The sequence below is a fragment of the Burkholderia sp. Bp9004 genome (genome assembly GCF_003858025.1).
Taxonomy (GTDB): Bacteria; Pseudomonadota; Gammaproteobacteria; order Burkholderiales; family Burkholderiaceae; genus Burkholderia; species Burkholderia diffusa.
In genome coordinates this window covers 192,764-216,878 of sequence record NZ_QTQD01000002.1, presented here as the reverse complement: position 1 = coordinate 216,878, position 24,115 = coordinate 192,764, and the positions used below count along the sequence as shown (strand labels likewise).

The 24,115-nt window shown below is 69.6% G+C and carries 21 protein-coding genes and 2 pseudogenes; 10 read left to right on the top strand and 13 right to left on the bottom strand.

The features are described from left to right. Nucleotides 1–219: 219 nt before the first annotated feature. A complete protein-coding gene (locus tag DIE08_RS03190) occupies nt 220–729 on the top strand; it encodes a flavin reductase family protein (protein WP_059465659.1) in 510 nt (169 codons plus the stop codon). Here DIE08_RS03190 and DIE08_RS03185 read toward each other — a convergent pair. After that, nucleotides 716–1,216, bottom strand: a complete 501-nt coding sequence (locus DIE08_RS03185) for an Lrp/AsnC family transcriptional regulator (RefSeq protein WP_059607977.1) — start codon at nt 1,214–1,216, stop codon at nt 716–718. The genes DIE08_RS03190 and DIE08_RS03185 overlap by 14 nt on opposite strands. 130 nt (nt 1,217–1,346) lie before the next feature. Here DIE08_RS03185 and kynB point away from each other — a divergent pair, with 130 nt between their 5' ends. The 3 genes from kynB (at nt 1,347) to kynA (ending at nt 4,304) form a co-directional block, all read left to right on the top strand. Beyond that, entirely contained in the window at nt 1,347–1,988 is a 642-nt protein-coding gene (gene kynB / locus DIE08_RS03180; protein ID WP_124621458.1) for an arylformamidase, read from the top strand. A gap of 40 nt (nt 1,989–2,028) precedes the next feature. Beyond that, nucleotides 2,029–3,282 carry a kynureninase gene (gene kynU / locus DIE08_RS03175; RefSeq protein ID WP_059607975.1) on the top strand — a complete coding sequence of 418 codons (1,254 nt, stop codon included), beginning with the start codon at nt 2,029–2,031 and terminating at the stop codon, nt 3,280–3,282. Nucleotides 3,283–3,377: 95 nt separating this feature from the next. Further along, nucleotides 3,378–4,304, top strand: coding sequence for a tryptophan 2,3-dioxygenase (gene kynA, locus DIE08_RS03170; protein ID WP_124621677.1), 927 nt, complete (start codon nt 3,378–3,380; stop codon nt 4,302–4,304). A gap of 27 nt (nt 4,305–4,331) precedes the next feature. On the opposite strand, the gene DIE08_RS03165 is transcribed toward kynA, so the two are convergent. From DIE08_RS03165 to mdlC, 4 genes are all read right to left on the bottom strand, one after another. Continuing rightward, nucleotides 4,332–5,729: an MFS transporter gene (locus tag DIE08_RS03165; RefSeq protein ID WP_124621456.1), complete on the bottom strand. Its 1,398-nt coding sequence runs from the start codon at nt 5,727–5,729 to the stop codon at nt 4,332–4,334. A gap of 262 nt (nt 5,730–5,991) precedes the next feature. After that, nucleotides 5,992–6,936 carry a ketopantoate reductase family protein gene (locus tag DIE08_RS03160; protein ID WP_124900989.1) on the bottom strand — a complete coding sequence of 315 codons (945 nt, stop codon included), beginning with the start codon at nt 6,934–6,936 and terminating at the stop codon, nt 5,992–5,994. 13 nt (nt 6,937–6,949) lie between these two features. Beyond that, nucleotides 6,950–8,401: an aldehyde dehydrogenase family protein gene (locus tag DIE08_RS03155; protein ID WP_124900988.1), complete on the bottom strand. Its 1,452-nt coding sequence runs from the start codon at nt 8,399–8,401 to the stop codon at nt 6,950–6,952. Between the two features lie 29 nt (nt 8,402–8,430). Beyond that, nucleotides 8,431–10,047 carry a benzoylformate decarboxylase gene (gene mdlC / locus DIE08_RS03150; RefSeq protein WP_124900987.1) on the bottom strand — a complete coding sequence of 539 codons (1,617 nt, stop codon included), beginning with the start codon at nt 10,045–10,047 and terminating at the stop codon, nt 8,431–8,433. 99 nt (nt 10,048–10,146) lie between these two features. Between mdlC and DIE08_RS03145 the strand changes: the two genes are divergently transcribed. The 5 genes and pseudogenes from DIE08_RS03145 to DIE08_RS03125 all read left to right on the top strand — a co-directional run. Then, a complete protein-coding gene (locus tag DIE08_RS03145; RefSeq protein WP_059607970.1) occupies nt 10,147–11,058 on the top strand; it encodes a LysR family transcriptional regulator in 912 nt (303 codons plus the stop codon). A gap of 158 nt (nt 11,059–11,216) precedes the next feature. Next, complete coding sequence (dalD, locus tag DIE08_RS03140; RefSeq protein WP_124900986.1) at nt 11,217–12,611, top strand: D-arabinitol 4-dehydrogenase; 1,395 nt, start codon at nt 11,217–11,219, stop codon at nt 12,609–12,611. A 101-nt stretch (nt 12,612–12,712) separates the two neighbouring features. Next, nucleotides 12,713–14,194 carry a xylulokinase gene (gene xylB, locus DIE08_RS03135; RefSeq protein WP_124621446.1) on the top strand — a complete coding sequence of 494 codons (1,482 nt, stop codon included), beginning with the start codon at nt 12,713–12,715 and terminating at the stop codon, nt 14,192–14,194. Between the two features lie 103 nt (nt 14,195–14,297). Continuing rightward, nucleotides 14,298–15,254 (top strand): sugar-binding transcriptional regulator, encoded by a 957-nt coding sequence (locus DIE08_RS03130; protein WP_124900985.1) that lies wholly within the window; start codon nt 14,298–14,300, stop codon nt 15,252–15,254. Between the two features lie 20 nt (nt 15,255–15,274). After that, a pseudogene (locus DIE08_RS03125) lies at nt 15,275–15,468 on the top strand (LysR substrate-binding domain-containing protein); the annotation flags it as partial. 13 nt (nt 15,469–15,481) lie between these two features. On the opposite strand, the gene DIE08_RS03120 reads toward DIE08_RS03125, so the two are convergent. From DIE08_RS03120 to DIE08_RS03085, 8 genes and pseudogenes are all read right to left on the bottom strand, one after another. After that, entirely contained in the window at nt 15,482–16,591 is a 1,110-nt protein-coding gene (locus DIE08_RS03120) for an ABC transporter ATP-binding protein (protein WP_124621443.1), read from the bottom strand. Nucleotides 16,592–16,650: 59 nt separating this feature from the next. Beyond that, on the bottom strand, nt 16,651–17,379 hold the full coding sequence (locus DIE08_RS03115) for an HAD family phosphatase (RefSeq protein WP_124900984.1): 729 nt from the start codon (nt 17,377–17,379) through the stop codon (nt 16,651–16,653). Next, complete coding sequence (locus DIE08_RS03110) at nt 17,376–18,227, bottom strand: carbohydrate ABC transporter permease (protein ID WP_124900983.1); 852 nt, start codon at nt 18,225–18,227, stop codon at nt 17,376–17,378. The genes DIE08_RS03115 and DIE08_RS03110 overlap by 4 nt, the downstream gene beginning before the upstream one ends. After that, complete coding sequence (locus DIE08_RS03105; protein WP_059607960.1) at nt 18,224–19,171, bottom strand: carbohydrate ABC transporter permease; 948 nt, start codon at nt 19,169–19,171, stop codon at nt 18,224–18,226. Before DIE08_RS03105 ends, DIE08_RS03110 begins: the two co-directional genes overlap by 4 nt. A gap of 102 nt (nt 19,172–19,273) precedes the next feature. Next, complete coding sequence (locus tag DIE08_RS03100) at nt 19,274–20,599, bottom strand: sugar ABC transporter substrate-binding protein (protein ID WP_124900982.1); 1,326 nt, start codon at nt 20,597–20,599, stop codon at nt 19,274–19,276. A gap of 89 nt (nt 20,600–20,688) precedes the next feature. Next, nucleotides 20,689–22,041: a D-tagatose-bisphosphate aldolase, class II, non-catalytic subunit gene (locus DIE08_RS03095; protein WP_124900981.1), complete on the bottom strand. Its 1,353-nt coding sequence runs from the start codon at nt 22,039–22,041 to the stop codon at nt 20,689–20,691. After that, nucleotides 22,029–22,984 (bottom strand): annotated as a pseudogene (locus DIE08_RS03090) (sugar kinase). The gene DIE08_RS03095 and the pseudogene DIE08_RS03090 overlap by 13 nt, the downstream one beginning before the upstream one ends. A 72-nt stretch (nt 22,985–23,056) precedes the next feature. Further along, nucleotides 23,057–23,833: an L-iditol 2-dehydrogenase gene (locus DIE08_RS03085; protein ID WP_124900980.1), complete on the bottom strand. Its 777-nt coding sequence runs from the start codon at nt 23,831–23,833 to the stop codon at nt 23,057–23,059. On the opposite strand from DIE08_RS03085, the gene DIE08_RS03080 reads away from it, so the two are divergent. Next, nucleotides 23,817–24,053, top strand: a complete 237-nt coding sequence (locus DIE08_RS03080) for a hypothetical protein (RefSeq protein ID WP_124621432.1) — start codon at nt 23,817–23,819, stop codon at nt 24,051–24,053. The two genes, DIE08_RS03085 and DIE08_RS03080, sit on opposite strands and share 17 nt — an antisense overlap. The last annotated feature ends 62 nt before the right edge of the window (nt 24,054–24,115 follow it).

Here is a 24,115-nt window from a genome sequence, read left to right as displayed (position 1 = left end):
CGTTCCAGCACGACGCCGGTGCCGCGCGACAGTGTTCGCTACCTCACGCTAGCCCCGCGATGCGCCGTCCGCACGGGTCCGGCGGTCGCGATTCCGCTAAAATCGGGCCATGCGCACCACTTCCCAATCGACCGCCCTGGCCTTGTCGCCTTTCGTCCGCCGCGCCCGTTGCAGCCGCCGCGCGCCGCGCCCGTCCGTTTCGTTCCGGATGGCCGCCCGATGAACCACGCCACCCCGCCGGATTTCGACTCGGCCGCCTTTCGCCAGGCGCTCGGGCAGTTCGCGACCGGCGTCACGGTCATCACGACGCGTGCGCCGTCCGGGCAACTGATCGGCATCACCGCGAGCTCGTTCAACTCGGTGTCGCTCGACCCGCCGCTCGTGCTGTGGAGCCTCGCGCACAAATCGGCGTCGACCCCGGTGTTCCGCAACAACAGCCATTACGTGGTGAACGTACTCGCGGCGTCGCAGCTCGACCTGTGCAAGCGCTTCTCGACCTACAAGGGCGACCGCTTCGAAGGGATCGCGCACGCGGCCGGCAACTCGGGCATGCCGGTGCTCGACGGCGCGCTCGCGTGGTTCGAATGCCACAACCGCAGCCGCTACGACGAAGGCGACCATGTGATCTTCGTCGGCGAAGTGGAACGCTGCGGCGTGCGTGCCGCATCGGATGCCGCAGCGCCGCTCGTGTTCCACGGCGGCGGCTTCCACGGCCTCACACCGCTTTGATCGACCCCATGCGCGCCAGCCCGACCGGCGCGCCCGCTTCGTCCTTCAGCGTCTGCAGCACGATGTTCGAACGGATGTCCATCACGCCCGGCGCCTTGTAGAGCCGGTTCAGCACGAAATCCGAATAGTGCTTGAGGTTGTGCGCGAGCACCCGGAGCAGATAGTGGCTCTCGCCCGTCACGACGAACGCGCCGACCACCTCCGGCCATTCGCGCAGCGCTTCCGCGAAGCGCTCGTGCCATTGATTCTCTTCGTTGCGCATCGACACCTGCACGAACGCCTCGAGCTCGAAGCCGAGCTTCTCGCGACTCAGGCACGCGCGATAGTGCTCGATCACGCCCTGCTCCTCGAGCAGGCGCATCCGGCGCAGACAGGCGGACGGCGAAAGCGAGATCCGTTCCGCCAGGTCGAGATTGCTGATTCTGCCCTCCTCCTGCAGTACCGCCAGAATCCGGCAGTCGGTGGCATCAAGCGTGATCGCGTGCATTTTTGGTCCCCGTTTTCCCTCTGAGTCGAATTATCTGCCAATCCGGCGGATTGTCCATGTTTATTTCGCAAGCACTTTCTGCGAGCGTCCGCCTATCATTCGAAGCATCGATTCACCGATTCGTCATGCCATGGACACACTCTGGGACATCTCGCCGCCCGTCAGCCCCTCCACCCCCGTATGGCCGGGCGACACGGCGGTTTCCGTCGAACGCGTCTGGCGGATGGAGGCCGGCTCACCGGTCAACGTAGCGCGCCTGACGCTGTCGCCGCACACGGGCGCGCACTGCGACGCGCCGCTCCACTATGACGCCGACGGCGCGCCGATCGGCGCGGTGCCGCTCGACACCTATCTCGGCCCGTGCCGCGTGATCCACTGCATCGGCGCCTCGCCGGTCGTGCGCCCGGCCGACATCGAGGCCGCGCTGGACGGCGTGCCACCGCGCGTGCTGCTGCGCACCTATGCGCGTGCCAGCGTCGAGCAATGGGACAGCGGCTTCTGCGCGGTCGCGCCCGAAACCGTCGACCTGCTCGCCGCGCGCGGCGTGAAGCTGATCGGCATCGACACGCCGTCGCTCGACCCACAGGAATCGAAGACCATGGATGCGCATCACCGCGTGCGCGCGCACCGGATGGCGATCCTCGAAGGGATCGTGCTCGACGACGTGCCGCCCGGCGACTACGAACTGATCGCGCTGCCGCTGAAGTTCGCGACGCTCGACGCGAGCCCCGTGCGTGCGGTGCTGCGTGCGCTGCCCGGCCGATCTTCCTGATTCACCGAACCACTGACCCGAGAACCACTGACCCGACATCATGATCAAGACCCGTGAAGACGCGCTCGCCCTCGACCGCGACGACCCGCTCGCCCTGCTGCGCGACCAGTTCGCGCTGCCCGACGGCGTGATCTATCTCGACGGCAACTCGCTCGGCGCGCAGCCGCGCGCGTCGGCCGCCCGCGCGCAACAGGTGATCGGCGCCGAATGGGGCGAAGGTCTGATCCGCAGCTGGAACACCGCCGGCTGGTTCGCGCTGCCGCGCCGCCTCGGCGACAAGCTCGCGACGCTGATCGGCGGCGCCCCAGGCGAGACCGTCGTGACCGACACCATCTCGATCAACCTGTTCAAGCTGCTGTCGGCGATGCTGCGCCATCAGGCCGAGCGCGCGCCGGAACGCCGCGTGATCGTGTCGGAGCGCTCGAACTTCCCGACCGACCTGTACATCGCGCAAGGGCTGATCGAACAGCTCGGCGGCGGCTATGAGCTGCGCCTGATCGACGATCCGGCGGACCTGCCCGACGCGCTCGGCGCGGACACGGCCGTCGCGATGATCACGCACGTGAACTATCGCACCGGCTATATGCACGACATGCCGGCCGTCACGCAGCTCGCGCACGACGCGGGCGCGCTGATGCTGTGGGATCTCGCGCATTCGGCCGGCGCGGTGCCGGTCGACCTGAACGGCGCGCATGCGGACGGCGCGGTCGGCTGCACGTACAAGTACCTGAACGGCGGCCCCGGTTCGCCGGCGTTCGTGTGGGTGCCACACCGTCATCACGCGCACTTCTCCCAGCCGCTGTCGGGCTGGTGGGGCCACCGTGCGCCGTTCGCGATGCAGCCGGGCTTCGCGCCCGATCCGGGCATCGCGCGCTTCCTGTGCGGCACGCAGCCGATCGTGTCGATGTCGATGGTCGAATGCGGGCTCGACGTGTTCCTGCAGACCGACATGCACGCGATCCGCCGCAAGTCGCTCGCGCTGACCGATGCGTTCATCGCACTCGTCGAGGCACGCTGCGCGGGCCTGTCGCTGAAGCTCGTCACGCCGCGCGCGCATCACCAGCGCGGCTCGCAAGCGAGCTTCGAGCACCCGCACGGCTACGAGGTGATGCAGGCGCTGATCGCGCGCGGCGTGATCGGCGACTACCGCGAGCCGTACGTGCTGCGCTTCGGCTTCACGCCGCTCTATACGCGCTTCGTCGACGTGTGGGATGCCGTCGAGACGCTGCGCGACATCCTGGCCACCGATGCGTGGAAGGCACCCGAGTTCGCCGAGCGCGGCGCGGTGACCTGATCGGCTTTTTGCCCGGCGCGCGCCGCGGTTCCATGCGGATTGCGCGCCGCGCCCCCCGTCATTCAATTCTGGAGAGAGTCGTGAATTCTGGTCACATGCAGCCACCCGGCGACGATGCGCCGGCGGGCTGCCCGTTCTCGGGCGCGCGCGCGGCCCAACCGGCACACGAAGCACCGCACGTGCCGGGCGATGCCTCGGGCGATGCCGGCTGGCACAACGCGCAGCTCGATTTTTCGAAGTCGATGAGCTACGGCGACTACCTGTCGCTGAATTCGATCCTCGACGCGCAGCATCCGCTGTCGCCCGATCACAACGAGATGCTGTTCATCATCCAGCATCAGACGAGCGAGCTGTGGATGAAGCTCGCGCTGTTCGAATTGCGCGGCGCGCTCGACGCGGTGCGTGGCGACGCGCTGCCGCCCGCATTCAAGATGCTCGCGCGCGTGTCGCGCATTCTCGAGCAACTCGTGCAGGCGTGGAACGTGCTGTCGACGATGACGCCGTCCGAGTATTCGGCGATGCGGCCGTACCTCGGCCAGTCGTCGGGCTTCCAGTCGTATCAGTACCGGCAGCTCGAATTCCTGCTCGGCAACAAGAACGTGCAGATGCTGCAGCCGCATGCGCACCGGCCCGACATCCTCGAACAGGTGCGCGCGACGCTTGAGGCGCCGTCGTTCTATGACGAGGTCGTGCGCCTGCTCGCGCGGCGCGGTTTCCCGATCGCACCCGAGCGGCTCGAGCGCGACTGGACGCAGCCGATGCGGCACGACGAGACCGTCGAGGCTGCGTGGCTCGAGGTCTACCGTCACCCGCAGCAGCACTGGGAGCTCTACGAGATGGCCGAGGAACTCGTCGATCTCGAGGACGCGTTCCGCCAGTGGCGCTTCCGTCACGTGACGACCGTCGAGCGCATCATCGGCTTCAAGCAGGGCACCGGCGGCACGAGCGGCGCGCCGTACCTGCGCAAGATGCTCGACGTCGTGCTGTTCCCCGAGCTCTGGCACGTACGCACCACGCTGTAACGTACGCGTGCGTCATGCGCCCGCGCGTCACGACGACGTGCGGGCCAGTTCCTCCCCTTCGCGCGGCAACGCGCGTTCGCGCGTGAGCCGCGGAATGTGCCGCCGCATCGCGAGCAGCGCGACGCACACCACACTCATCGCGGCGGCCAGCATCGTCAGGTACGCCGTCGCACCGCCCGCGGTGATCACCATCGCGCCCGCGAACGCGCTGAGGATCGCGCCAAGCCGGCCGAATGCGAGCGCGCTCGCGGTGCCGGTCGCGCGAACCGCCGTCGGGTAGATGTACGCGCACAGCGCATACATCGTCGACTGCACCGCGTTGACGAACAGCCCGTGCAGACCGAGCCCGACGATCAGCCAGCCCGTGTGGCGCCCCGCATCGACCCCCATCAGCCACACCGCGCTCGCCGCGCCGCCGATGCTGCATAGCGCGAGCGGCCAGCGCGAACCCGCATGCGTGATCGCCCATGCGCACAGCAGCGCGCCGATCACGCCGCCAAGGTTGTACGCGGTGAGCCCAGAGCCCGCGACCGACACGCTCAGCCCGCTCGCGGCCAGCATCGTCGGCAGCCAGCTGAACGCCGCATACACGGCGAGCAGGCACATGAAGAACGCGCACCACAGCGCGATCGTGTCGCGCGCCTGGCCGGCGGCAAACAGCGCGCCGAACCCGCCTCGTGCGCCGGGCGCGCGTGCATCGCGCAGATCGGTGAACGTGGCGTCGGGCGCGACCGGCCGCTGCATGCGCGCGAGCAGCGCGCCGAGTTCCGGCCAGCGCGCGGGGCGGCGTGCCAGGAAGCGCGGCGATTCGGGCAACGCACGCACGAGCACGAAGCCGAGCACGAGCGGCAGCGCGCCGCCGGCGAAGAACAGCCCGCGCCAGCCATAGCGCGGCAGCACCTCGTGCGCGAACAGCCCGGCCAGCATGCCGCCGAGCGGCACGCAGACGATCGTCGCCGTCACCATCATCGTGCGGCGCCGCGCAGGCGTGTATTCGGCCGTCATCGTCGTGGCCGTCGGCAGCGCGCCGCCGATCCCGAGCCCCGCGCAGAAGCGCAACATCGCGATCGTCGCGACATCCGGCGCGAAGCCGATCGCGCAGGTCGCGATGCCGAACAGGAACACGCTGCCGATCACGGCCTGGCGGCGCCCGAAACGGTCCGCGACGATGCCCGCGCACGCGCTCCCGATGCCCATCCCGATCAGCCCGGCGGCCACCGCCGGCGCGAACGCGCCGCGCGTGATCCCCCATTCGCGGATCAGCACCGGAATCGCGAAACCGATCAACTGCCCGTCGAAGCCGTCGAGCACGATCGCAAGCGCGGCGAGCAGCACCACGCAACGCTGCATCGTCGTGAACGGTCCGTCGTCAAGCGTCGCGCCGATGTCGACCGGGGGCGGTTGCAATCCGTCGCGCATGCTCATGCGGCCTCCCGTGCGCCACGCGTCGGCGGCAAGGGGCGCGCACGGCGCGCGGCAAGGCAACGGCATTCGATGACTTTCATGGCGTCTCCAGTTGCCCGGGCTGGCGCTTGCGCGTGCCCGGATCTCGTGCTGCAGGGTCAGTCGGCGTCCGTGCATCGGCGCCGCCCCCGCGTCTTGTCCAATCCAACCCGATCCGGCGACATCGGCTGCATGCGGCGCGGCCGTATCGTCATGCGGCGCAAGCCCGCCGCCGGCGTGATGCTCAGTCGCGCCGCGCGTCGATCAGCCTGACGAGTGCGAGCAGCGTATCGGTATGCGGTACCGCGATGCCCGTCTCGCGCGCGGCTGCGACGACCTTGCCGCTGATCGCATCGATCTCGGTGCGGCGGCCCGCGAGCACGTCCTGCAGCATCGACGGTCGATGGCCGCGATGCGCGTGGATCGCGTGCTCGACGTTGCGCGCGATGCGTTCGCCGTCCACCGCGATGCCTTTCGCACGCGCGACGGCGGCCGTCTCCGCCGCGATCGCGAGCGCGAGCCGTGGGCCGTCAGGTTCACGGCCGAGCTGGTCGACCGTGCAGCCCGTCGCCGCACACAGCGTGTTGAGCGCCGCGTTGAACGCGACCTTTTCCCAGATCGCGGCCCACACGTCGGCATCGAGCGAACACGCGAGCCCGGCGCGCGACAGCGTGTCGGCCACGGCCGCCGCGAACGGGCGCGCCGCGCCGTCGGCCGTCATCATGCGGATCGCGCCGGCACCGTGCGAGCGCACGTGTCCGGCGCCGGCGAAGTCGGCCGGCCACGTCGTGACGCCGACCAGAATCCGTTCGAGCGGCACGAACGCGTTCAGCGTCTCGACGTTGCCGAGGCCGTTCTGCAGCGTCAGCACGTACGTACGTGAGGTCAGTAATGCGCGCACGCCTTCGAGCGCCGCACGCGTGTGCAGCGATTTCGTGAAAACGATCAGCAGATCGAACGGTATGTCGGGCGATGCACTTGCCTGCGCATTCGCCGTTTCTGGCCGGACGGCCTGCAGCGCGCGGATGCTGCGTTCGCCGCGATCGTCGTCGATGCGCAGCCCGTCGCGACGGATCGCATCGAGATGCGCATCGTTCACGTCGATCAGCGTGACGGCCTCGCCGTGCTCCGCCAGCAGCGCCCCGAACAGCGAGCCCATCGCACCGGCACCGAGAATCGCAATCTTCATCGTCGGCGGCCTCTCAGAATGGATACTGGCGCTGCGCGGTCTGCACGGTGATCCAGCGCAGGTCCGTGAACGCGGCAATGCCGGCCTTGCCGCCGAAGTGGCCGAAGCCGCTGTCCTTCACGCCGCCGAACGGCATTTGCGCCTCGTCGTGCACGGTCGGGCCGTTCACGTGGCAGATGCCCGATTCGATGCGCGCCGCGACCCGCATCGCGCGGGCGACGTCGCGGCTGAACACGGCCGAAGCCAGCCCGAACGCGTTGTCGTTCGCGCAGCGGATCGCGGCCGCCTCGCCGTCGACCCGGACGATGCCCTTCACCGGCCCGAACGACTCCTCCGCGTAGATCCGCATCGCGGGCGTCACGTGATCGAGCAGCGTCGCCGGGAACAGCGTGCTGTCCGACTTGCCGCCGCACAGCAGCGTCGCGCCGTGCGCGAGCGCATCGTCGATCAGCGCGTTGCAGCGCTCGACGGCCTTCATGTCGATCAGCGAACCGAGCACGACCGGCCCTTGGCGCGGATCGCCGAGCGGCAGCGACGCGGCCTTGGCGGCGAGCTTCGCGACGAATGCGTCGGCGATCGACGCATCGACGACGATCCGCTCGGTCGACATGCAGATCTGTCCGGAATTCGCGAATGCGCCGAATGCCGCCGCCGCGACCGCCGCATCGAGATCCGCATCGTCGAGCACGACGAACGGCGCCTTGCCGCCGAGTTCGAGCACCGACGGTTTCAGATGACGCGCGCACGCTTCGGCGACGATTCGCCCAACGCGCGTCGAGCCGGTGAAATTCACGCGGCGCACGGCCGGATGTGCGATCAGCGCATCGACGACGGCACCCGCGTCTTCGGGCGCGTTCGTCACGAAGTTGACGACGCCCGGCGGCAGCCCGGCCTCCTGCAGCGCCTCGACGATCAGCCCGTGCGTGACGGGGCACAGCTCGGAGCCCTTCAGCACGACCGTGTTGCCGCAAGCGAGCGGCAGCGCGAGCGCACGGGCCGCGAGGATCACCGGCGCGTTCCACGGTGCGATGCCCAGCACCACGCCGGCCGGCTGCCGCACGCCCATCGCCAGCGAGCCGGGCACGTCGGACGGGATCAGCTCGCCGCCGGTCTGCGTGGTCAGCGACGCGGCCTCGACGAGCCCGCTCGCGGCAAGGTGCACGTTGAAGCCTGCCCACAGCGCCGACGCGCCGGTTTCCGCCGCCATCGCGGCGACGAACTGCTCGTGCTTCGCCTCGAGCGCGGCGGCAGCCTTCAGCAGCAGCGCGCGGCGCGCGCCGGGGCCGAGCGCGGCCCATTCAGGAAACGCGCGAGCGGCCGCGTCGGCCGCCGCGCGCGCATCGTCGACCGTGCCCGCGGGCGCGACCGACGCGACTTCGCCGTCGAGTGGGTTACGGCGCACGAAGGTCGCGCCGCTGGACGACTGGCGGCGTTCGCCGCCGATCAGCATCGATACGGTTTGCATGGATTCTCCGGAAGGACGCGCAACGCGCGTCAGGCAACTTCGACGTCGACGACGACCGGCGTATCGGCCCGCAGCGCGTCGGTCAGCGTTTCGTGCAGGCGAGCGGCATCGGCGACGCGGATGCCGCGGCACCCCATCCCTTGCGCGAGCGCGACGAAATCCAGGTCGGGCAGATCGGTGCCCTGCACCGGATCGTCAGGACCGAAGCCGAACACCGGCGCGAAATCCTGCAGCGCCGCATAGCGCCGATTATTCAGGATCACGAACGTGATCGGCAGCTTCAGCTGCGCGGCGCTCCACAATGCCTGGATCGAATAGAGGCTCGACCCGTCGCCGATCAGCCCGATCACGCGCCGCCCCGGCCGCGCGAGCGCGACGCCAACCGCGGCCGGCATCCCGTAACCGAGCCCGCCGCTGTCCATCGTGTAGAACGTGCCGCTGCGCGTGAATGGCAGGTGCGCCTGCATCACCGGCCGCGCGCTCGGCGCTTCCTCGACGACGATGTCGTGTGCGTCGCGCACGTCGTCGAGCGTCTGCAGCGCGAATGCCACCGACATCCGCTCGCCGGCGGCCGGCGCTTCGGCGCGCGGGCGCATCGGCCGCTGCGCGGGCATCGGCCGCTCGCGCGGCGCCGGCCGGGCCAGCAGATCGCGTGCCGCGAGCCGCAGGTTGCCGACGACCGCGTCGCCCGACGGCGTCCATGCGGCGATGCCGGGATCGTCGACGAGCTGCACGAGCTTGGCGCCCGGTGGCATGTGCGGGCCGCAGCCCTCGATGTGATAGGTGAACGCGGGCGCGCCGAACGCGAACACGAGGTCGTGCCCGTCGAGCCGCGCGACGATCTTCTCGCGGATCGCGGGCAGGAAGCCGGCGAACAGCGGATGATCCTCGGGAAAGCTGCAGCGCCCCGACATCGGCGCGACGTACACGCTGACCCGGTGCCGCTCGGCGAGCCGCACGACGTCGTCCCACGCACCGGCCCGATCGACGGCCGCGCCGACCACCAGCGCGGGACGCCGCGCGGCATCGAGCGCGTCGCCGAGCCGCGCGAGCGCATCGGGATCGGGCCGCACGACGCTGCTCACGTCACGGCGCGGCAGCAGCTCGGCCGGTTGGTCCCAGTCGTCGACCGGGATCGACACGAACACCGGCCCGCGCGGCTCCTGCATCGCGATCCGGTACGCCCGCGCGATCGCGGCCGGCACGTCCTGCGCACGCGCGGGCTCGATGCTCCATTTCACGTACGGCTTCGGCAGCTCGGCGGCCTGCGTCGCACCGAGAAACGGATCGAACGGCAGGATCGCGCGTGCCTGTTGGCCCGCGGTGACGATCAGCGGCGTGCGGTTCCTGAACGCGGTGAACAGGTTGCCCATCGCGTTGCCGACGCCGGCCGCCGAATGCAGGTTGACGACCGCCGCATTGCCGGTGGCCTGCGCATGACCGTCCGCCATCCCGACCACGACGGCCTCCTGCAAGCCGAGCACGTAGCGGAAATCGGCGGGGAAATCGCGGAACATCGGCAGCTCGGTCGAGCCAGGATTGCCGAACACGCAATCGATGCCGAACTGGCGAAACAGGTCGATGACGGCATCGCGGACGGTGATCGGGGCGGCCGGTGTGGCGGAATGTGACGGGGTGCCGGACATGCTCGGGCGTCTCCTCGGTGGCTTGGCGGTTTCCACAGTATCGAAGCGCGAGCCATTCACGGATACTGTATTTTTTGCGAAAAGCCATTACGGTTCGGCATGACTTTCGATCTCCGGCAATTGCGGGCATTCACGACCATCGTCGCGTGCGGCAGCCTCGGCCGCGCGGCCGACGCGCTGCACGTGACCCAGCCGGCGCTGAGCCGGATCCTGAAGCGGCTCGAGGACCAGGTCGGCGCGCCCCTGTTCGAGCGCCATTCGAAAGGCGTGCAGCTGACGGCGTTCGGCGAGGCGCTGCTGCCGCACGCGACGCTGCTCCAGCACGAGGCCGAGCATGCGCGCGAGGAGCTCGACGCGATGCGCGGCTTCGCGAAGGGCACGATCAAGGTCGGCGCGGTGGGCAGCATCGCGAGCCTCGTGCTGCCGGTCGCGGTCGGCCGCGTGCTCGACCGCTGGCCGAACCTGCGTGTCGAGATTCTCGAAGGCGTGTGGGATCGGCTCGCGGAAGGGTTGAACAAGCATGAGATCGATCTCGCGCTGTCCGCGCACGGGCCCGACACCGACGAGATCGTCGCGATTCCCGAGTGCCGCTGGGAAGATCGCAGCCATATCGTTGCGGCGCCGCACCATCCGCTGCGCGCGCTCGGCCGCGCGCCGACGCTCGCCGACACGCTGCACGCGCGCTGGGCGATTCCGCCGCGCGGCACCGCGCCGTTCGACCACATGCGCGCAACCTTCGACGCGCACGGGCTTGCCCTGCCCGACATCGCGGTCGAGACACGCTCGGTCACGACGCTGAAGAGCCTCGTCGCGCATGCGGGCTTCCTGAGCTGGATGGCCGAACCGATGTACGGCGCCGAACAGCGCGCCGGCACAATCGACACGCTGCCGGTGCGCGAGGTCGTCGCGGTGCGCACGCTCACCGCGTTCCGGCGCCGCCACGGGATCCTGCCGGGGCCGGCCGGCAAGCTGCTCGACGAACTCGTCGCGCTCACACGCGAAGGGCGCTGATCCCGCTCCCCCTTTCGCGCCGCGCGCGCCGCCGCAGCGCACCATCGAAATGCCGTGTCCCGCCTTGACTTTCGTTCGCCCGAATACGATCATTCGCTCACACAAAGAGCAAATGATCGTATTCAACAGGAAAGACTGGCACGAACAGGAGACACCGGATGAGCGAATCGTCCTCCGCCCGCGCGCCCGTGCTGCTGCACATCGGCGCGGGCTCTTTCCACCGCGCGCACCAGGCGTGGTATCTGCATCGCGTGAACGCGGCCGTGCCGGCCGACGAACGCTGGTCGCTGACCGTCGGCAACATCCGCGACGACATGCGCGCGACGATGGACGCGCTCGCCGCGCAGCACGGCGCGTACACGCTCGAAACCGTCACGCCGCAGGGCGAGCGCGCATACGAGACGGTCCGCGCGATCTCGCGCGTGCTGCCGTGGTCGATCGACCTCGCCGCGCTGATCGACGCCGGCGCCGACCCGGCATGCCGGATCGTGTCGTTCACCGTGACCGAAGGCGGCTACTACCTCGACGAACACAACCGGCTCGACCTCGCGAACGCCGATCTCGCGGCCGACCTGCAGGGCGCGCGCACGACGCTGTACGGCGCGCTCGCGGCGCTGCTTGCCGAGCGCGTGAAGCGCGGCGCGGGCCCGCTCACGCTGCAGAGCTGCGACAACCTGCGCAACAACGGCGCGCGCTTTCGCGCGGGCATGCGCGAATTCCTCGAACGGCGCGGCGAGGACGGCCTGCTCGCGTGGTTCGATGCGCACGTCGCGACGCCGAGCGCGATGGTCGACCGCATCACGCCGCGCCCGACCGCCGACGTGCGCGAGCGCGTGCGCGCGGCCACCGGCGTCGACGACGCATGCCCGGTGATGGGCGAATCGTTCATCCAGTGGGTGATCGAGGACCGCTTCGCGGCCGGCCGGCCGCGCTGGGAGCTGGCCGGCGCGGAGCTGGTGGACGACGTGCACCCGTACGAGGAAGCGAAGATCCGCATCCTCAACGCGACGCACAGTTGCATCGCGTGGGCCGGCACGCTCGCGGGCTACACGTACATCCACGAGGGCACGCACGACGCGGCGATCCGCCGGTTCGCGCACGACTACGTGACGCAGGACGTGATCCCGTGTCTCAGCCCGAGCCCGCTCGATCTCGAACGCTACCGCGACGTCGTGCTCGAACGCTTCGGCAATTCGTACGTGCTCGACACGAACCAGCGCGTCGCGGCCGACGGCTTCTCGAAGATTCCCGGCTTCATCGCGCCGACGTTCGTCGAATCGCTCGCACGCGGCGCGGCGCCGGTCGCCACCGCCGTGTTGCCGGCGCTGTTCCTGCGCTTTCTCGAACGCTGGGCGCGAGGCTTGCTGCCGTATGCGTACCAGGACGGCGTGATGGACGACGGCGCCGCGCGCGCGATCGTCGAAGCCGACGACCCGGTCGTCGCGCTGTGCGCAAGCCGCGCGCTGTGGGGCTCGCTCGCCGGCAACGCGGCGCTGTTCGAAGCACTGCGCGCCGGGCTCGCCCGCGTCGACGCATGGCTCGCGCAGCGCTGAAGCGCGACGGCCCGCGGCCGCGCATCCGGGCGAACCTGCGTTGGCAGGTACGCATGCGTGCGGCTAAAGTAGCGGCTCCCCACTGACGGAACGGATCGCTCATGTATCTCGGCATCGACCTCGGCACCTCGGAAGTGAAGGTGTTGCTGCTTGCCCCGGACGGTACGGTGGTCGGCACCGCGGGCACGCCGTTCAGCGTGTCGCGGCCGCACCCGCGCTGGGCGGAACAGCATCCGGAGGACTGGTGGCGAGGCACGCTCGCCGCGCTCGCGGCGCTGCGCGAACGGCATCCGCAGGCATTCGCGCAGGTGCGCGGGATCGGCCTGTCGGGCCAGATGCACGGCGCGGTGCTGCTCGGCCGCGACGACCGCGTGCTGCGCCCCGCGATCCTGTGGAACGACATGCGCAGCGCCGACGAATGCGCGCTGCTCACCGAACGCGCCCCCGATCTGCATGCACTGGCCGGCAACCTGGCGATGCCCGGCTTCACCGCGCCGAAACTGCTGTGGGTCGCGAAGCACGAGCCCGACGTGTTCGCGGCGACCGCGTGCGTGCTGATGCCGAAGGACTACCTGCGTTTCCGTCTGACCGGCGCGAAGGTGTCCGACCCGTCCGACGCGGCCGGCACGCTGTGGCTCGACGTCGCGCGCCGCGACTGGTCCGACGCGCTGCTTGCCGCGTGCGACATGACGCGCGGGCAGATGCCGCGCATCGTCGAAGGCAACGCGCCGTCCGGCACGCTGCGCGCGGATCTCGCGCGCGAGCTTGGGCTGTCGGAGGCCGTCGTGGTGGCAGGCGGCGGCGGCGACAACGCGACCAGCGCGCTCGGCATCGGCGCGATCCACGCGGGCGACGGCTTCGTGTCGCTCGGCACGTCGGGCGTGCTGAGCGTGGTCGGCGACCGCTTCATGCCGAACTCCGCATCGGCCGTGCATGCGTTCTGCCACGCGATTCCCGATCGCTGGCAGCTGATGAGCGTCGTGCTGTCGGCCGCGAGCTGCCTGCGCTGGGTCTGCAAGCTGACGGGCACGGACGAGCCGGCGCTGCTCGCCGAAATCGAGGCGCTCGACGCGGACGCGCTCGCGACGGCGCCGCTGTTCCTGCCCTACCTGTCCGGCGAACGCACGCCGCACAACGATCCTTATGCGCAGGGCGTGTTCTTCGGGATGACGCATGCAACCGAACGCGCGCACCTCGGTTACGCGGTGCTCGAAGGCGTGACGCTCGGCCTCGCGGACGGCCTCGACGCGCTGCATGCGGCCGGCGTCGAAACCGACCGTCTGTCGCTGATCGGCGGCGGCGCGCGCAGCGCGTTCTGGGCGCAGCTGATCGCCGACGCACTGAACGTACGGACGTGCCAGCACGGTGGCGGTGAAACCGGTGCGGCGCTCGGCGCTGCACGCCTGGGCTGGCTCGCCGTCGGCGGCGATCCGCATGCCGTGCTGACCAAGCCGCCGGTGCGCGCCGAATACGCGCCCGATGCCGGCCGTCATACGCTGCTGCGCGAGCGCCTCGACGCGTTCCGCGCGCTGTATCGCCACGTGCGCCCGCTTTACGAACCGTCGCGCGCGCGGCTCGCGTAAGCGGCGACGCGCAGCGGCCGTCGGCCGCGCACCCGGCATGCGTTACAGTGGATGCCCGTTGCGCCGCCCGACGGCCGGCCCAGATCCGAACCGAACCGCTATCGTGTCCAAGTCCTCAGAAAAACTCGATCTCGCCACGCGTGCCGCGTGGCTCTACTACGTCTCGGGCGACACGCAGAACGAAATCGCCGAGAAGCTGCAGGTGTCGCGCCCGGTCGCGCAGCGCCTCGTCGCGTTCGCGGTCGAGAAGAATCTGATCCGCGTGCGCGTCGATCATCAGCTCGCCGACTGTCTCGACCTCGGCGCGCAGCTGTCGAAGCGCTACGGGCTCGCGATGTGCGAAGTCGTGCCCGTCGATGCCGACGCGCCGGAAGCGATCGACCGCAAGCTCGCGGTCGCCGGCGCGCAGGTGATGGAGCGCTACCTGAACGAGACGCGACCGATGGTGATCGCCGTCAGCAGCGGCCGGACGCTGAAGGCCGTAGTCGCGCAGATCGCGCAGATCGAGCGGCCGCAGCACCGGCTCGTGTCGATGGTCGGCGCGATCGCGGCCGACGGTTCGTCGAACCGCTACGACGTCGCGCAGTACATTTCCGAAAAAACCGGCGGCAAGCACTTCCTGCTGCCCGCGCCGCTGTTCGCCGACAGCGACGCCGAGCGCGCGCAATGGTGCAATCACCGGCTGTACCGGATCGTCGACGCGCTGTCGGCGCAGGCCGACGTCGCGTTCGTCGGGATCGGCAACATCGGCCCGCACTGCCCGCTCTACGAGGACGGCTTCATCACCGAACAGGAACGCGACGAGATGACCGCGCGCGGCGCGGTGGCCGAACTGCTCGGCGTGCCGATCGATGCGCAGGGCAAGCTGGTCGACGTGTCGACCAGCGCGCGCGTCACGAGCGTCGCGCTCGACACGCCGCCGAAGCGCCCGACGATCGCGTTCGCCGGCGGCCCGAAGAAGCGCGACGCCGTGATCGCCGCGTTGCGTGGCGGCTGGCTGTCGGGGCTCGTCACCGACGAGACCTGCGCGCGCGCGGCGCTCGACGCGAAGGCGGACTGACGCCGCGGTCGAACGTTCAGGCCGCGCGCGGCGCCAGAAACGCATGCCTGCCCGAATTCTTCATGCGCGGTTTGACGACGGCGCGCTGCGCGCGGTGCTCGACGGACACGTCGCGAGCCGCACGCCGTTCTACGCGCTGTGGCCGTCAGGCCGCCATCCGACGCCGAAGCTGCGCGCATTCGTCGATTACATGGCCGCGCACCTGCACCTCTGACCGAAGTCGACCGTCACGCCGCCTTCGCGTGCGCGCTCAGCCGGCGCAACGCCTGCCCGTGCTCGTCGAACAGATGGCAGTGCTCGGCCTGCGCGTGCACGTGCAGCGCCTCGCCGGTGCGGTACGTGTCGAGCGGCGGAATCCGCGCGATCAGCCCGTCCGGCGCGACAGCCGACTCCGCGTACAGATACGCGGCATCGCCGAGCGACTCGACGGCCATCGTCCGCGCGGCAACGCCCGCGGCCGCCGTGCCCACCAGAAGGTGCTCGGGCCGCACGCCGACCGTCACTGCCGCACCGCGCTGCAACCCGGCCGCATCGACCGCGACGCGCTGCGTCTCGCCGCTGTCGAAACGCACGAGCACGCCCGTCGCATCGACCGACTCGACAGTGCCCTTCAGGAAGTTCATCTTCGGCGAGCCGATGAAGCCCGCGACGAACAGGTTCGCCGGCGCGTGATACAGCGCGTTCGGCGTGCCGACCTGCTGCACCGCGCCGCCCGACAGCACGACGATCTTGTCGGCGAGCGTCATCGCCTCGACCTGGTCGTGCGTCACGTAGATCATCGTCGTCTTCAGCTCGTCGTGCAGCCGCGCGAATTCCAGCCGCATCTTCACGCGCAGCGCCGCGTCGAGGTTCGACAGCGGCTCGTCGAACAGGAACACCTTCGGCTTGCGCGTGATCGCGCGGCCGATCGCGACGCGCTGTCGCTGGCCGCCCGACAGCTGCTTCGGCTTGCGGTCGAGCAGGTGATCGATGTGCAGGATCTTCGCGGCCTGCTTCACCGCCTGGTCGATCTCGGGCTTCTTCGCGCCCGCGAGCTTCAGGCCGAACGCCATGTTGTCGTACAGCGTCATGTGCGGGTACAGCGCATACGACTGGAACACCATCGCGATGCCGCGCTTCGCGCTCGGCACGTCGTTGACCTTCGCGCCGTCGATCAGCAGATCGCCGCTCGAGATGTCCTCGAGGCCGGCGATCATCCGCATCAGCGTGGATTTGCCGCAGCCGCTCGGCCCGACGAACACGACGAATTCGCCGTCGGCGATGTCGAGGTTCACGTTGCGCAGCACTTCGGTGTCGTCGTAGCGCTTCGCGATGTTGCGCAGGAGCACGCTTGCCATGATCTGTCTCCGTTCGTTCGTGATGCGCCGCGTTCGACGCGGCGCGCAATCTTGCCAGGTTAGTTCGGCAGCACGGCACCCGTCGCCTGCCAGCGCGCGACGTAGCCGGGCAGCTCGTGCATGTCGTCGAATACGTGACGCGCGCCGATCCCGCGCAGCGCGTCGATCTGCGCGGCCGACGCATGCCCGCCGCCGATGAAGCCGAGCACGGTCATGCCGGCCGCGGCGGCCGCGGTGATGCCGGTCACGCTGTCCTCGACGACGAGGCATTGCGCGGGCACCGCGCCGAGCGCGTGTGCGGCCGCGAGATACACGTCGGGCGCGGGCTTCGGCCTGGCGACGGCGTCCGCGCAGAACAGCCGGTCGCCGAAGAAGCGCGCGAGGCCGGTGCGGGTGAGCGCCGCCTCGACGTATGCGCGGTAGCTGTTGCTCGCGCATGCCGTCGTCAGACCGATCGCGGCGAGTGCCGCATCGATGCCGTCGACCATCGGCGCGTTGACGGCCGCCGCCTCGACCGCGCGGCGGATCGCGTCGACGTCGCCCGCCGTCAGCGTGCGGCCGACCGCCTCGCTCGCGCCGGCCAGCACGCGCTCGATGCGCAGCCCGAGCAGCGGCATCACGGCCGGCCGCGCGTCGACGCCCGGCCAGCGCGCGTCCAGCTCGCGCACGATCACATCGGCGGCGACGGCCTCGCTGTCGATCAGCACGCCGTCGCAATCGCAGATCAACACGTTCATCCCGTGGCCGACCGCGCCTTTTCCGCCCATGCCTTCGCCGGCCGCGCTCATTTGACCGCCCCGAACGTGAGCCCGCGCACGAGCTGCTTCTGCGACAGCCAGCCGACGATCAGGATCGGCGCGACGGCCAGCAACGAAGCTGCGGACAGCTTCGCCCAGAACAGCCCCTCCGGACTCGAATACGACGCGATGAACACGGTCAGCGGCGCGGCGTTCGAGCTCGACAGGTTGATGCTCCAGAACGCCTCGTTCCACGACAGGATCACGAGCAGGAGCGAGGTGGACGCGAGACCCGGCAGCGCCATCGGCATCAGCAGGTAGACGATCTCCTGCCACGTCGACGCGCCGTCGATACGCCCCGCTTCGAGGATGTCCTTGGGGATTTCGTTGAAGTACGTGAAGGTCATCCAGACCGCGATCGGCAGGTTGATCAGCGTGTAGACGATCACGAGGCCCGACACGGTATCGAGCAGCCCCGCGTTCTTCCACAGCAGGTAGATCGGCACGAGCACGCCGACCGACGGCATCATCTTCGTCGACAGCATCCACAGCAGCACCTTCTGCGTGCGGTGGTTCGGGAAGAACGCCATCGCGTAGGCCGCCGGCACCGCGAACAGCAGCGAGATCACCGTGACGCCGGCCGAAATCAGCACCGAATTCCACGCGAACGCGAAGTAGTTGCTGCGCGCGAACACCTCGCGGAAGCTGTCGAGCGTCGGCATGAAGAACAGCGTCGACGCATACGCCTGCTGCTCGGTCTTGAATGCGGTGATCGCCATCCAGAAGATCGGAAAGAACAGCAGCAGCGCGAGCAGCCACGCGAGCGCGCCGGGCAGCGCGCGCCGCACGCGGTCGAACGGGGCCGGCGCGCGCCGGCCTTCGAAGGTCAGGTCACTCATTTCTCGTACTCTCCCTTCAGGTTGCGCGCGAGCATCCGCACCAGGAAGAACGACACGACGTTCGCAACCACGACGGCGATGATCCCGCCCGCGGATGCGAGGCCGACGTCGAACTGCTGCAGGCCAAGCGCATAGATCAGGTACGACAGGTTGGTCGTCGCGTTGCCGGGGCCGCCGCCCGTCGTCGTGTAGATCTCCGCGAAGATCGACAGCAGGAAGATCGTCTCCATCATCACGACCACGGCGATCGCGCGCTTCAGGTGCGGCAGCGTGATGTAGAAGAACATCGCGATCGGGCCCGCGCCGTCGATGCGCGCGGCTTCCTTCTGCTCCTGGTCGAGCGACTGGATCGCGGTGAACAGGATCAGGAATGCGAACGGCAGCCACTGCCACGCGACGATGATGATCACGGCGGTGAGCGGGTAGTCGGCGAACCAGTCGATCGGCGTCATCCCGAACGCACGCATCGCGTTCGCGACGAGCCCGTACACCGGATGAAGGATCATGTTCTTCCAGATCAGCGCGGCGACCGTTGGCATCACGAAGAACGGCGCGATCACGAGCAGGCGCGCCACGCCCTGCCCGTAGAACTTGCGGTCGAACAGCACGGCCATCAGCACGCCGCCGACCACGGTGATCGCGAGCACCGCGCCGATCAGCACGAGCGTGTGCCAGATCGCGGGCAGGAACGACGGATCGGTCGCGAGGAAGCGGTAGTTGTCGAACCCGGCGAAGCCCTTCACGTCCGGGTTCAGCAGGTTGTAGCGCGAGAACGAATACCAGATCGTCATCGCAAGCGGGATCGACATCCACAGCAGCAGCACCGCGACGGACGGTGACACCAGCCAGCTGGCGCCGCCGCGCGCGCGGCGCGGCGCGCCCGGCGGCGACGACGCATCGCCGACCGACGGCGCGTGGCTCAGGGGAAGACGCAAATGACGCATGATCGGAGTCCCTCCGGTTGAGGCGCGGGCGCGAATGGCCGCCCGCCCTGTCTGCTTCGGCGACGTGCACCGTGCGCGGCGGCGCGCACGGCGGGGGCCGCGTTACTTCTTGTAGCCGGCCTGGCGCACCGCGCGATCGGCGGCGGCCTGCCCGGCGGCGAGCGCCTGGTCGACCGTCATCTGGCCGGCCACCGCACCCGCGATCGCCTGCCCGACCACCGTGCCGAACGACTGGAATTCAGGAATCCCGACGTACTGCACGCCCGTGTACGGCACCTTCTTCAGCGACGGATCGTTCGGGTCGGCCGTCTCGATCGCCTTCAGCACGAAGTCCGAGAACGGCGCGGCGGCCTTGTACTCGGGGCGCTGGTAGGTCGACGCGCGCGTACCCGGCGGCACCGACGCCCAGCCTTCGTCCTTGCCGACCATCTCGATGTACTGCTTCGACGTCGCCCATGCGATGAACTTGCGCGCGGCATCTTGCTGCTTCGACGTCTTCGGCACGGCCAGTGCCCACGCCCACAGCCAGTGCGAGCCCTTCGGCGTGGCGGCGACCGGCGCGGCCGCGAAGCCGACCTTGTCGGCGACCTGCGACTGCTGTTTGTTATAGAGCATCCCGGCCGCGACCGTCGCGTCGATCCACATCGCACACTTGCCCGATGCGGTCAGGGTCAGGTTCTCGTTGAAGCCGTTCGAGCTCGCTCCCGGCGGGCCGTCCTTCTTCAGCAGGTTCACGTAGAAATTGATCGCCTTCTTCCATTCCGGCGACGTCAGTTGCGCGTTCCAGTTCTCGTCGAACCAGCGCCCGCCGAACGTGTTCACGACCGTCGACACGTACGCCATGTTCTCGCCCCACCCGGCCTTGCCGCGCAGGCAGATGCCGTAGGTGCCCTTCGACTTGTCGGTGAGCTTGTCCGCGAATTCGGCGATCTGGTCGTAGGTCGGCTGGTCGGGCATCTTCAGCCCCTTCGCCGCGAACAGGTCCTTGCGGTAGAACGTCATCGAGCTTTCGACGTAGAACGGCAGCGCATACAGCTGGCCGTTGTACGACAGGCTGTCGCGCGCGGTCTTCACGATGTCGTTCAGGTCGTAGTCGGCGGGCAGTCCGGTCATCGGCGCGAGCCAGCCGCGCTTGCCCCACTGCGGCGTTTCATACGTGCCGATCGCCATCACGTCGAACTGGCCGCTTCCGGTCGTGATGTCGGTGGTCGCGCGCTGGCGCAGCACGTTTTCCTCGAGGATCACCCAGTTCAGCTTGATGTCCGGGTTCGCCTTCTCGAACGCCGGCGACAGCTTCTTCAACTCGATCATGTCCGGGTTGTTCAGCGTCGCGATCGTCAGCGCGCCGGCCGACGCCGCGCAGGCGGCCGTCGCGAGCGCGGCTCCGGCGAAGCAGCGTGCGGCGGCATCGAGCATCTTTCGTTGCATGGCATGTCTCCTGTGATTGTTCGAACTGTCGTCGGTGTTGCGTATTGCGTGTTGCTTGTTTCGTGTTGCCGTGTTTCCTTCGCGGCCCGTCACGACGGCCGCTGCATCCCGCACGCGCGCGCATAGTGCGCGATCACGTCGCGTATCCGGTGGCGCACCCATGCGCGCGGCTCTCTCGCGAGGCCGCCCGCGCGGCAAGCCGCGTACACGTCCGGCAGCCACTGCGCGACGAGCGTCTCGGGCACGGGCTGCCGCGCAAGGTTGTCGAACAACTGCTCGACCGCCGCCGCGACGGCCGGCTGCAGCCAGTAGTAGCGGATCCGGTCGCTGTAGCTGAACTGGCGCGCGAGCCGCTGCTCGGTTTCGTCGCCGCGGTAATACGGCGCCCAGTGCTCGGGTTGCGCGCGCATCGCGGCGTCGACCACGTCGCGCAACCGCGAGCGCTGCGCGACGTCGACGATCAGCGCGTCCTCGATGAAGGTGAGCGCGAACAGCGCCTCGCGCAACGCGAAGGTCAGCGCGGGCCCAACCTTCAGCACCGCGAAGTGGTCGCGCACGAGCGCGGCGAGTGCGCCTTCGGTCTGGTAGTCGGTCGAATGCGCTTCGAACACGAGGCGCGGCGTGCGCAGGATGCTCGCGCCAAGCGACGCGGCCTTCGCGCTGTCGTAGTCGAGCACGTGGCGATCGTCGAAATCGACGCCCGGCTGCGCGACAATCGCGACCACGCGCGTCCATGCGTCGTCGAGCCCGGTCGCCGCGAATGCGCCGCGATGCGCGTCCAGCGTCGCGGCGATGCTGTCGCTGCGCGTGACCGCGATCCGCGCGATCCCATCGCCGCCCGTGTCGCCGGCCACTTCGCCGCCCGGCGTCGGCACCTCGGTGCCGATCACGTAGACGGGCGCAACGCCGGCGCGCGCCGCCGCGTCTTCGGCCGCGCGGCACAGCTCGGCCGCGCGGGCGGCAATCGTCCGGTCGTCGAGCCGCTCCGGATCGTCCGCGCACGCCATGCTCGCGTCCAGGTGGATCTTCTCGAACCCGGCTTCGACATACGCGGCGACCATCGCGGCCGCTTCGCGCATCGCATCGGCCGCGCGACGGTGCCGCCACGGGTTCGGGCCCAGATGGTCGCCGCCGAGCACGAGCGCCGACGGCGCGAGCCCGCAGCGCTGCGCGATCGCATCGACGTCGCGCCGGAAATCGGCGGGCGTCATGCCCGTGTAGCCGCCGAGATGGTTCACCTGGTTGCAGGTCGCCTCGATCAGGAGCGGCGAGCCGTCCGCGCGCGCGGCCTCGCATGCGGCCTCCAGCACGAGCCGGTGCGCGCTGCAGATCGAATAGATGCCGCGCTGCGCATCCGCGCGGTTCGCATCGAAGATCATCCGCAGCACGGCGTCGGCGTGCGCGTTGCGCGGGCGTTCGGCGACGGGGGTCAGGCCGGACATGCGATACCTCGTTCGGTCAGGAAACGGTCGATTTCAGTCGCGCTGCTGTTGCCCTCCATCGGGCCGCGCTGCGCCGCGCGATCGCGCCGGCCGCGTTCGCGCGGCGCAGCGCGACGTCGATCGGCAGGCCGGCGACGAGGCTCGCGACCAACGTGCCGCCGAAGCAGTCGCCGGCACCGGTCGGATCGAGTTCGTCGACCGGCCAGGCCGGCACGTCCACACGGCTCGCACGGTCGAACGCGGCGCTGCCGGCCGCGCCACGCTTGAGCACGACGCGCTCGAGCAGCGGATGCGTCGCGAGCAGCCCGGCGATCGCGCGCTCGGCCGGCTGCGGCCCGCAGAAGAACGGCAGGTCGGCCTCGCTCGGCAGAAACAGATGGCAAGCGGCGAGCATCGTGTCGAGCGCCGCGCGCATCGGACGGAAGCTCAGCATCTCGGGCCGCACGTTCGGGTCGAACGACACCTTCGCGCCGACGCGCGCCGCTTCGATCACGCCGCGCTGGACGGCCGCGATCGCCGATTCGCTCGTCAGCGACGAGCCCATCACATGGAAGTAGCGGCAACCGTCGAACATCGCGGTGTCGACGTCGGATGCGTCGACGCACGCGGCCGCGCTGGTCGACAGGCTGAACACGAAGCTGCGTGAACCATCGTCGCGATACGCGACGAACGCGGTGCCGGTCGGACGCGCGACACGACGGATGCGCGCGACGTCGACGCCGTCGCGCTCGAGCCGCGCGACGATCGCGTCGCCGAACGCATCGCGGCCGACGCAGCCCGCATACGCGACGCGCGCGCCGAGCCGCGCGGCCTGGTCGGCGAAGATCGCCGGCGCACCGCTCGGAAACGGGCCCGCGAACAGGCCCGGCGTGTCGAAACCCTGGCCACGCTCGGCGGCGACGAATTCGGCCAGCAGTTCGCCGGCCACGACGATCTCGGCCATCATGCGTGCCCTCGTGCGGCGGCGGCCGCACGCGGCGCGGACGCCCAGGTTGCGCGTGCGAGCGTCGTCATGTCAGCTCATCCAGTTGCCGCCGTCGACGTTCAGCGTCTGGGCGGTGATGTAGTCGGCGTCGGCCGACGCGAGGAACAGCGCGGCGCCCGTCAGGTCGCCCGGCACGCCCATCCGGCCGAGCGGCACGGCTTCGCCAACGAGCCGCTTCTTCTCGCCGAGCGGCCGGTTCTCGTAGCGCGCGAACAGCGCATCGACCTGCTCCCACATCGGTGTGTCGACCACGCCCGGCGCGATGCCGTTCACGTTGATCCGGTGCGGCGCGAGCGCGAGCGCGGCCGACTGCGTGTAGCTGATCACCGCGGCCTTGGTCGCGCAGTAGTGCGAAACGAGCGCCTCGCCGCGACGCCCGGCCTGCGACGACATGTTGACGATCTTGCCGCCGCGCCCCTGTTCGACCATCCGCTGCGCGACGGCCTGCATCAGGAAGAACAGCCCTTTCACGTTGACCTCGAACAGCCGGTCGAACACGTCCCAGGATTCGTCGAGGATCGGGCGCATGTCGAACAGCGCCGCGTTGTTGAACAGGATGTCGACGCCGCCGAACCGCTCGACGGCGGTGGCGACGATCCGCGCGATATCGTCGCGTCGCGTGACGTCCGCGGTGACGGCCACCGCGCGGCCGGGGTTCGCCTCGATCAGCCGTGCGAGCGAACCGCCCGCGGGCTTCACGTCGACCAGCACGCAGCGCGCGCCCTCGTCCAGATAGCGTTGCGCGACCGCTTCGCCGATGCCGCTGGCCGCACCCGTCAGGATCGCGACCTTGTCTTCCAGTCTCACTGGTTGTCTCCGGTTCGTTCTGCTGCACGAAGGCCGCGAGGTGAGCGAACGCTCGCCGACCGATCAATTGCTCTCTTGTTGGTCGAATGATCGGATACGCGATTCACGCTGTCAAGGCGACACGGCGGCTTTCGATGATGCGCTGCGGCACGACTGCGCCGAGCGGCGCGCGGAGAACCGCGCCCGGCAAGGCGCGGCGCGCTGGGTGCGGCGCGGCTGAAACGGCGATGAAGGGGACACAGCCGGTGCGCGGGGCAGAATTCGGGCTGCACGACGAGAAGA

Excerpts from the sequence above, each read along its gene's own strand:
- DIE08_RS03185 (WP_059607977.1), bottom strand. The coding sequence starts at position 1,216 with ATGCACGCGATCACGCTTGATGCCACCGACTGCCGGATTCTGGCGGTA.
- DIE08_RS03095 (WP_124900981.1), bottom strand. The coding sequence starts at position 22,041 with ATGTCCGGCCTGACCCCCGTCGCCGAACGCCCGCGCAACGCGCACGCC.
- DIE08_RS03155 (WP_124900988.1), bottom strand. The coding sequence starts at position 8,401 with ATGCAAACCGTATCGATGCTGATCGGCGGCGAACGCCGCCAGTCGTCC.
- DIE08_RS03105 (WP_059607960.1), bottom strand. The coding sequence starts at position 19,171 with ATGCGTCATTTGCGTCTTCCCCTGAGCCACGCGCCGTCGGTCGGCGAT.
- DIE08_RS03120 (WP_124621443.1), bottom strand. The coding sequence starts at position 16,591 with ATGGCAAGCGTGCTCCTGCGCAACATCGCGAAGCGCTACGACGACACC.
- DIE08_RS03100 (WP_124900982.1), bottom strand. The coding sequence starts at position 20,599 with ATGCAACGAAAGATGCTCGATGCCGCCGCACGCTGCTTCGCCGGAGCC.
- dalD (WP_124900986.1), top strand. The coding sequence starts at position 11,217 with ATGAGCGAATCGTCCTCCGCCCGCGCGCCCGTGCTGCTGCACATCGGC.
- DIE08_RS03160 (WP_124900989.1), bottom strand. The coding sequence starts at position 6,936 with ATGAAGATTGCGATTCTCGGTGCCGGTGCGATGGGCTCGCTGTTCGGG.
- kynU (WP_059607975.1), top strand. The coding sequence starts at position 2,029 with ATGATCAAGACCCGTGAAGACGCGCTCGCCCTCGACCGCGACGACCCG.
- DIE08_RS03115 (WP_124900984.1), bottom strand. The coding sequence starts at position 17,379 with ATGAGCGCGGCCGGCGAAGGCATGGGCGGAAAAGGCGCGGTCGGCCAC.
- kynA (WP_124621677.1), top strand. The coding sequence starts at position 3,378 with ATGCAGCCACCCGGCGACGATGCGCCGGCGGGCTGCCCGTTCTCGGGC.
- DIE08_RS03190 (WP_059465659.1), top strand. The coding sequence starts at position 220 with ATGAACCACGCCACCCCGCCGGATTTCGACTCGGCCGCCTTTCGCCAG.
- kynB (WP_124621458.1), top strand. The coding sequence starts at position 1,347 with ATGGACACACTCTGGGACATCTCGCCGCCCGTCAGCCCCTCCACCCCC.
- DIE08_RS03165 (WP_124621456.1), bottom strand. The coding sequence starts at position 5,729 with ATGAGCATGCGCGACGGATTGCAACCGCCCCCGGTCGACATCGGCGCG.
- DIE08_RS03110 (WP_124900983.1), bottom strand. The coding sequence starts at position 18,227 with ATGAGTGACCTGACCTTCGAAGGCCGGCGCGCGCCGGCCCCGTTCGAC.
- DIE08_RS03145 (WP_059607970.1), top strand. The coding sequence starts at position 10,147 with ATGACTTTCGATCTCCGGCAATTGCGGGCATTCACGACCATCGTCGCG.
- xylB (WP_124621446.1), top strand. The coding sequence starts at position 12,713 with ATGTATCTCGGCATCGACCTCGGCACCTCGGAAGTGAAGGTGTTGCTG.
- mdlC (WP_124900987.1), bottom strand. The coding sequence starts at position 10,047 with ATGTCCGGCACCCCGTCACATTCCGCCACACCGGCCGCCCCGATCACC.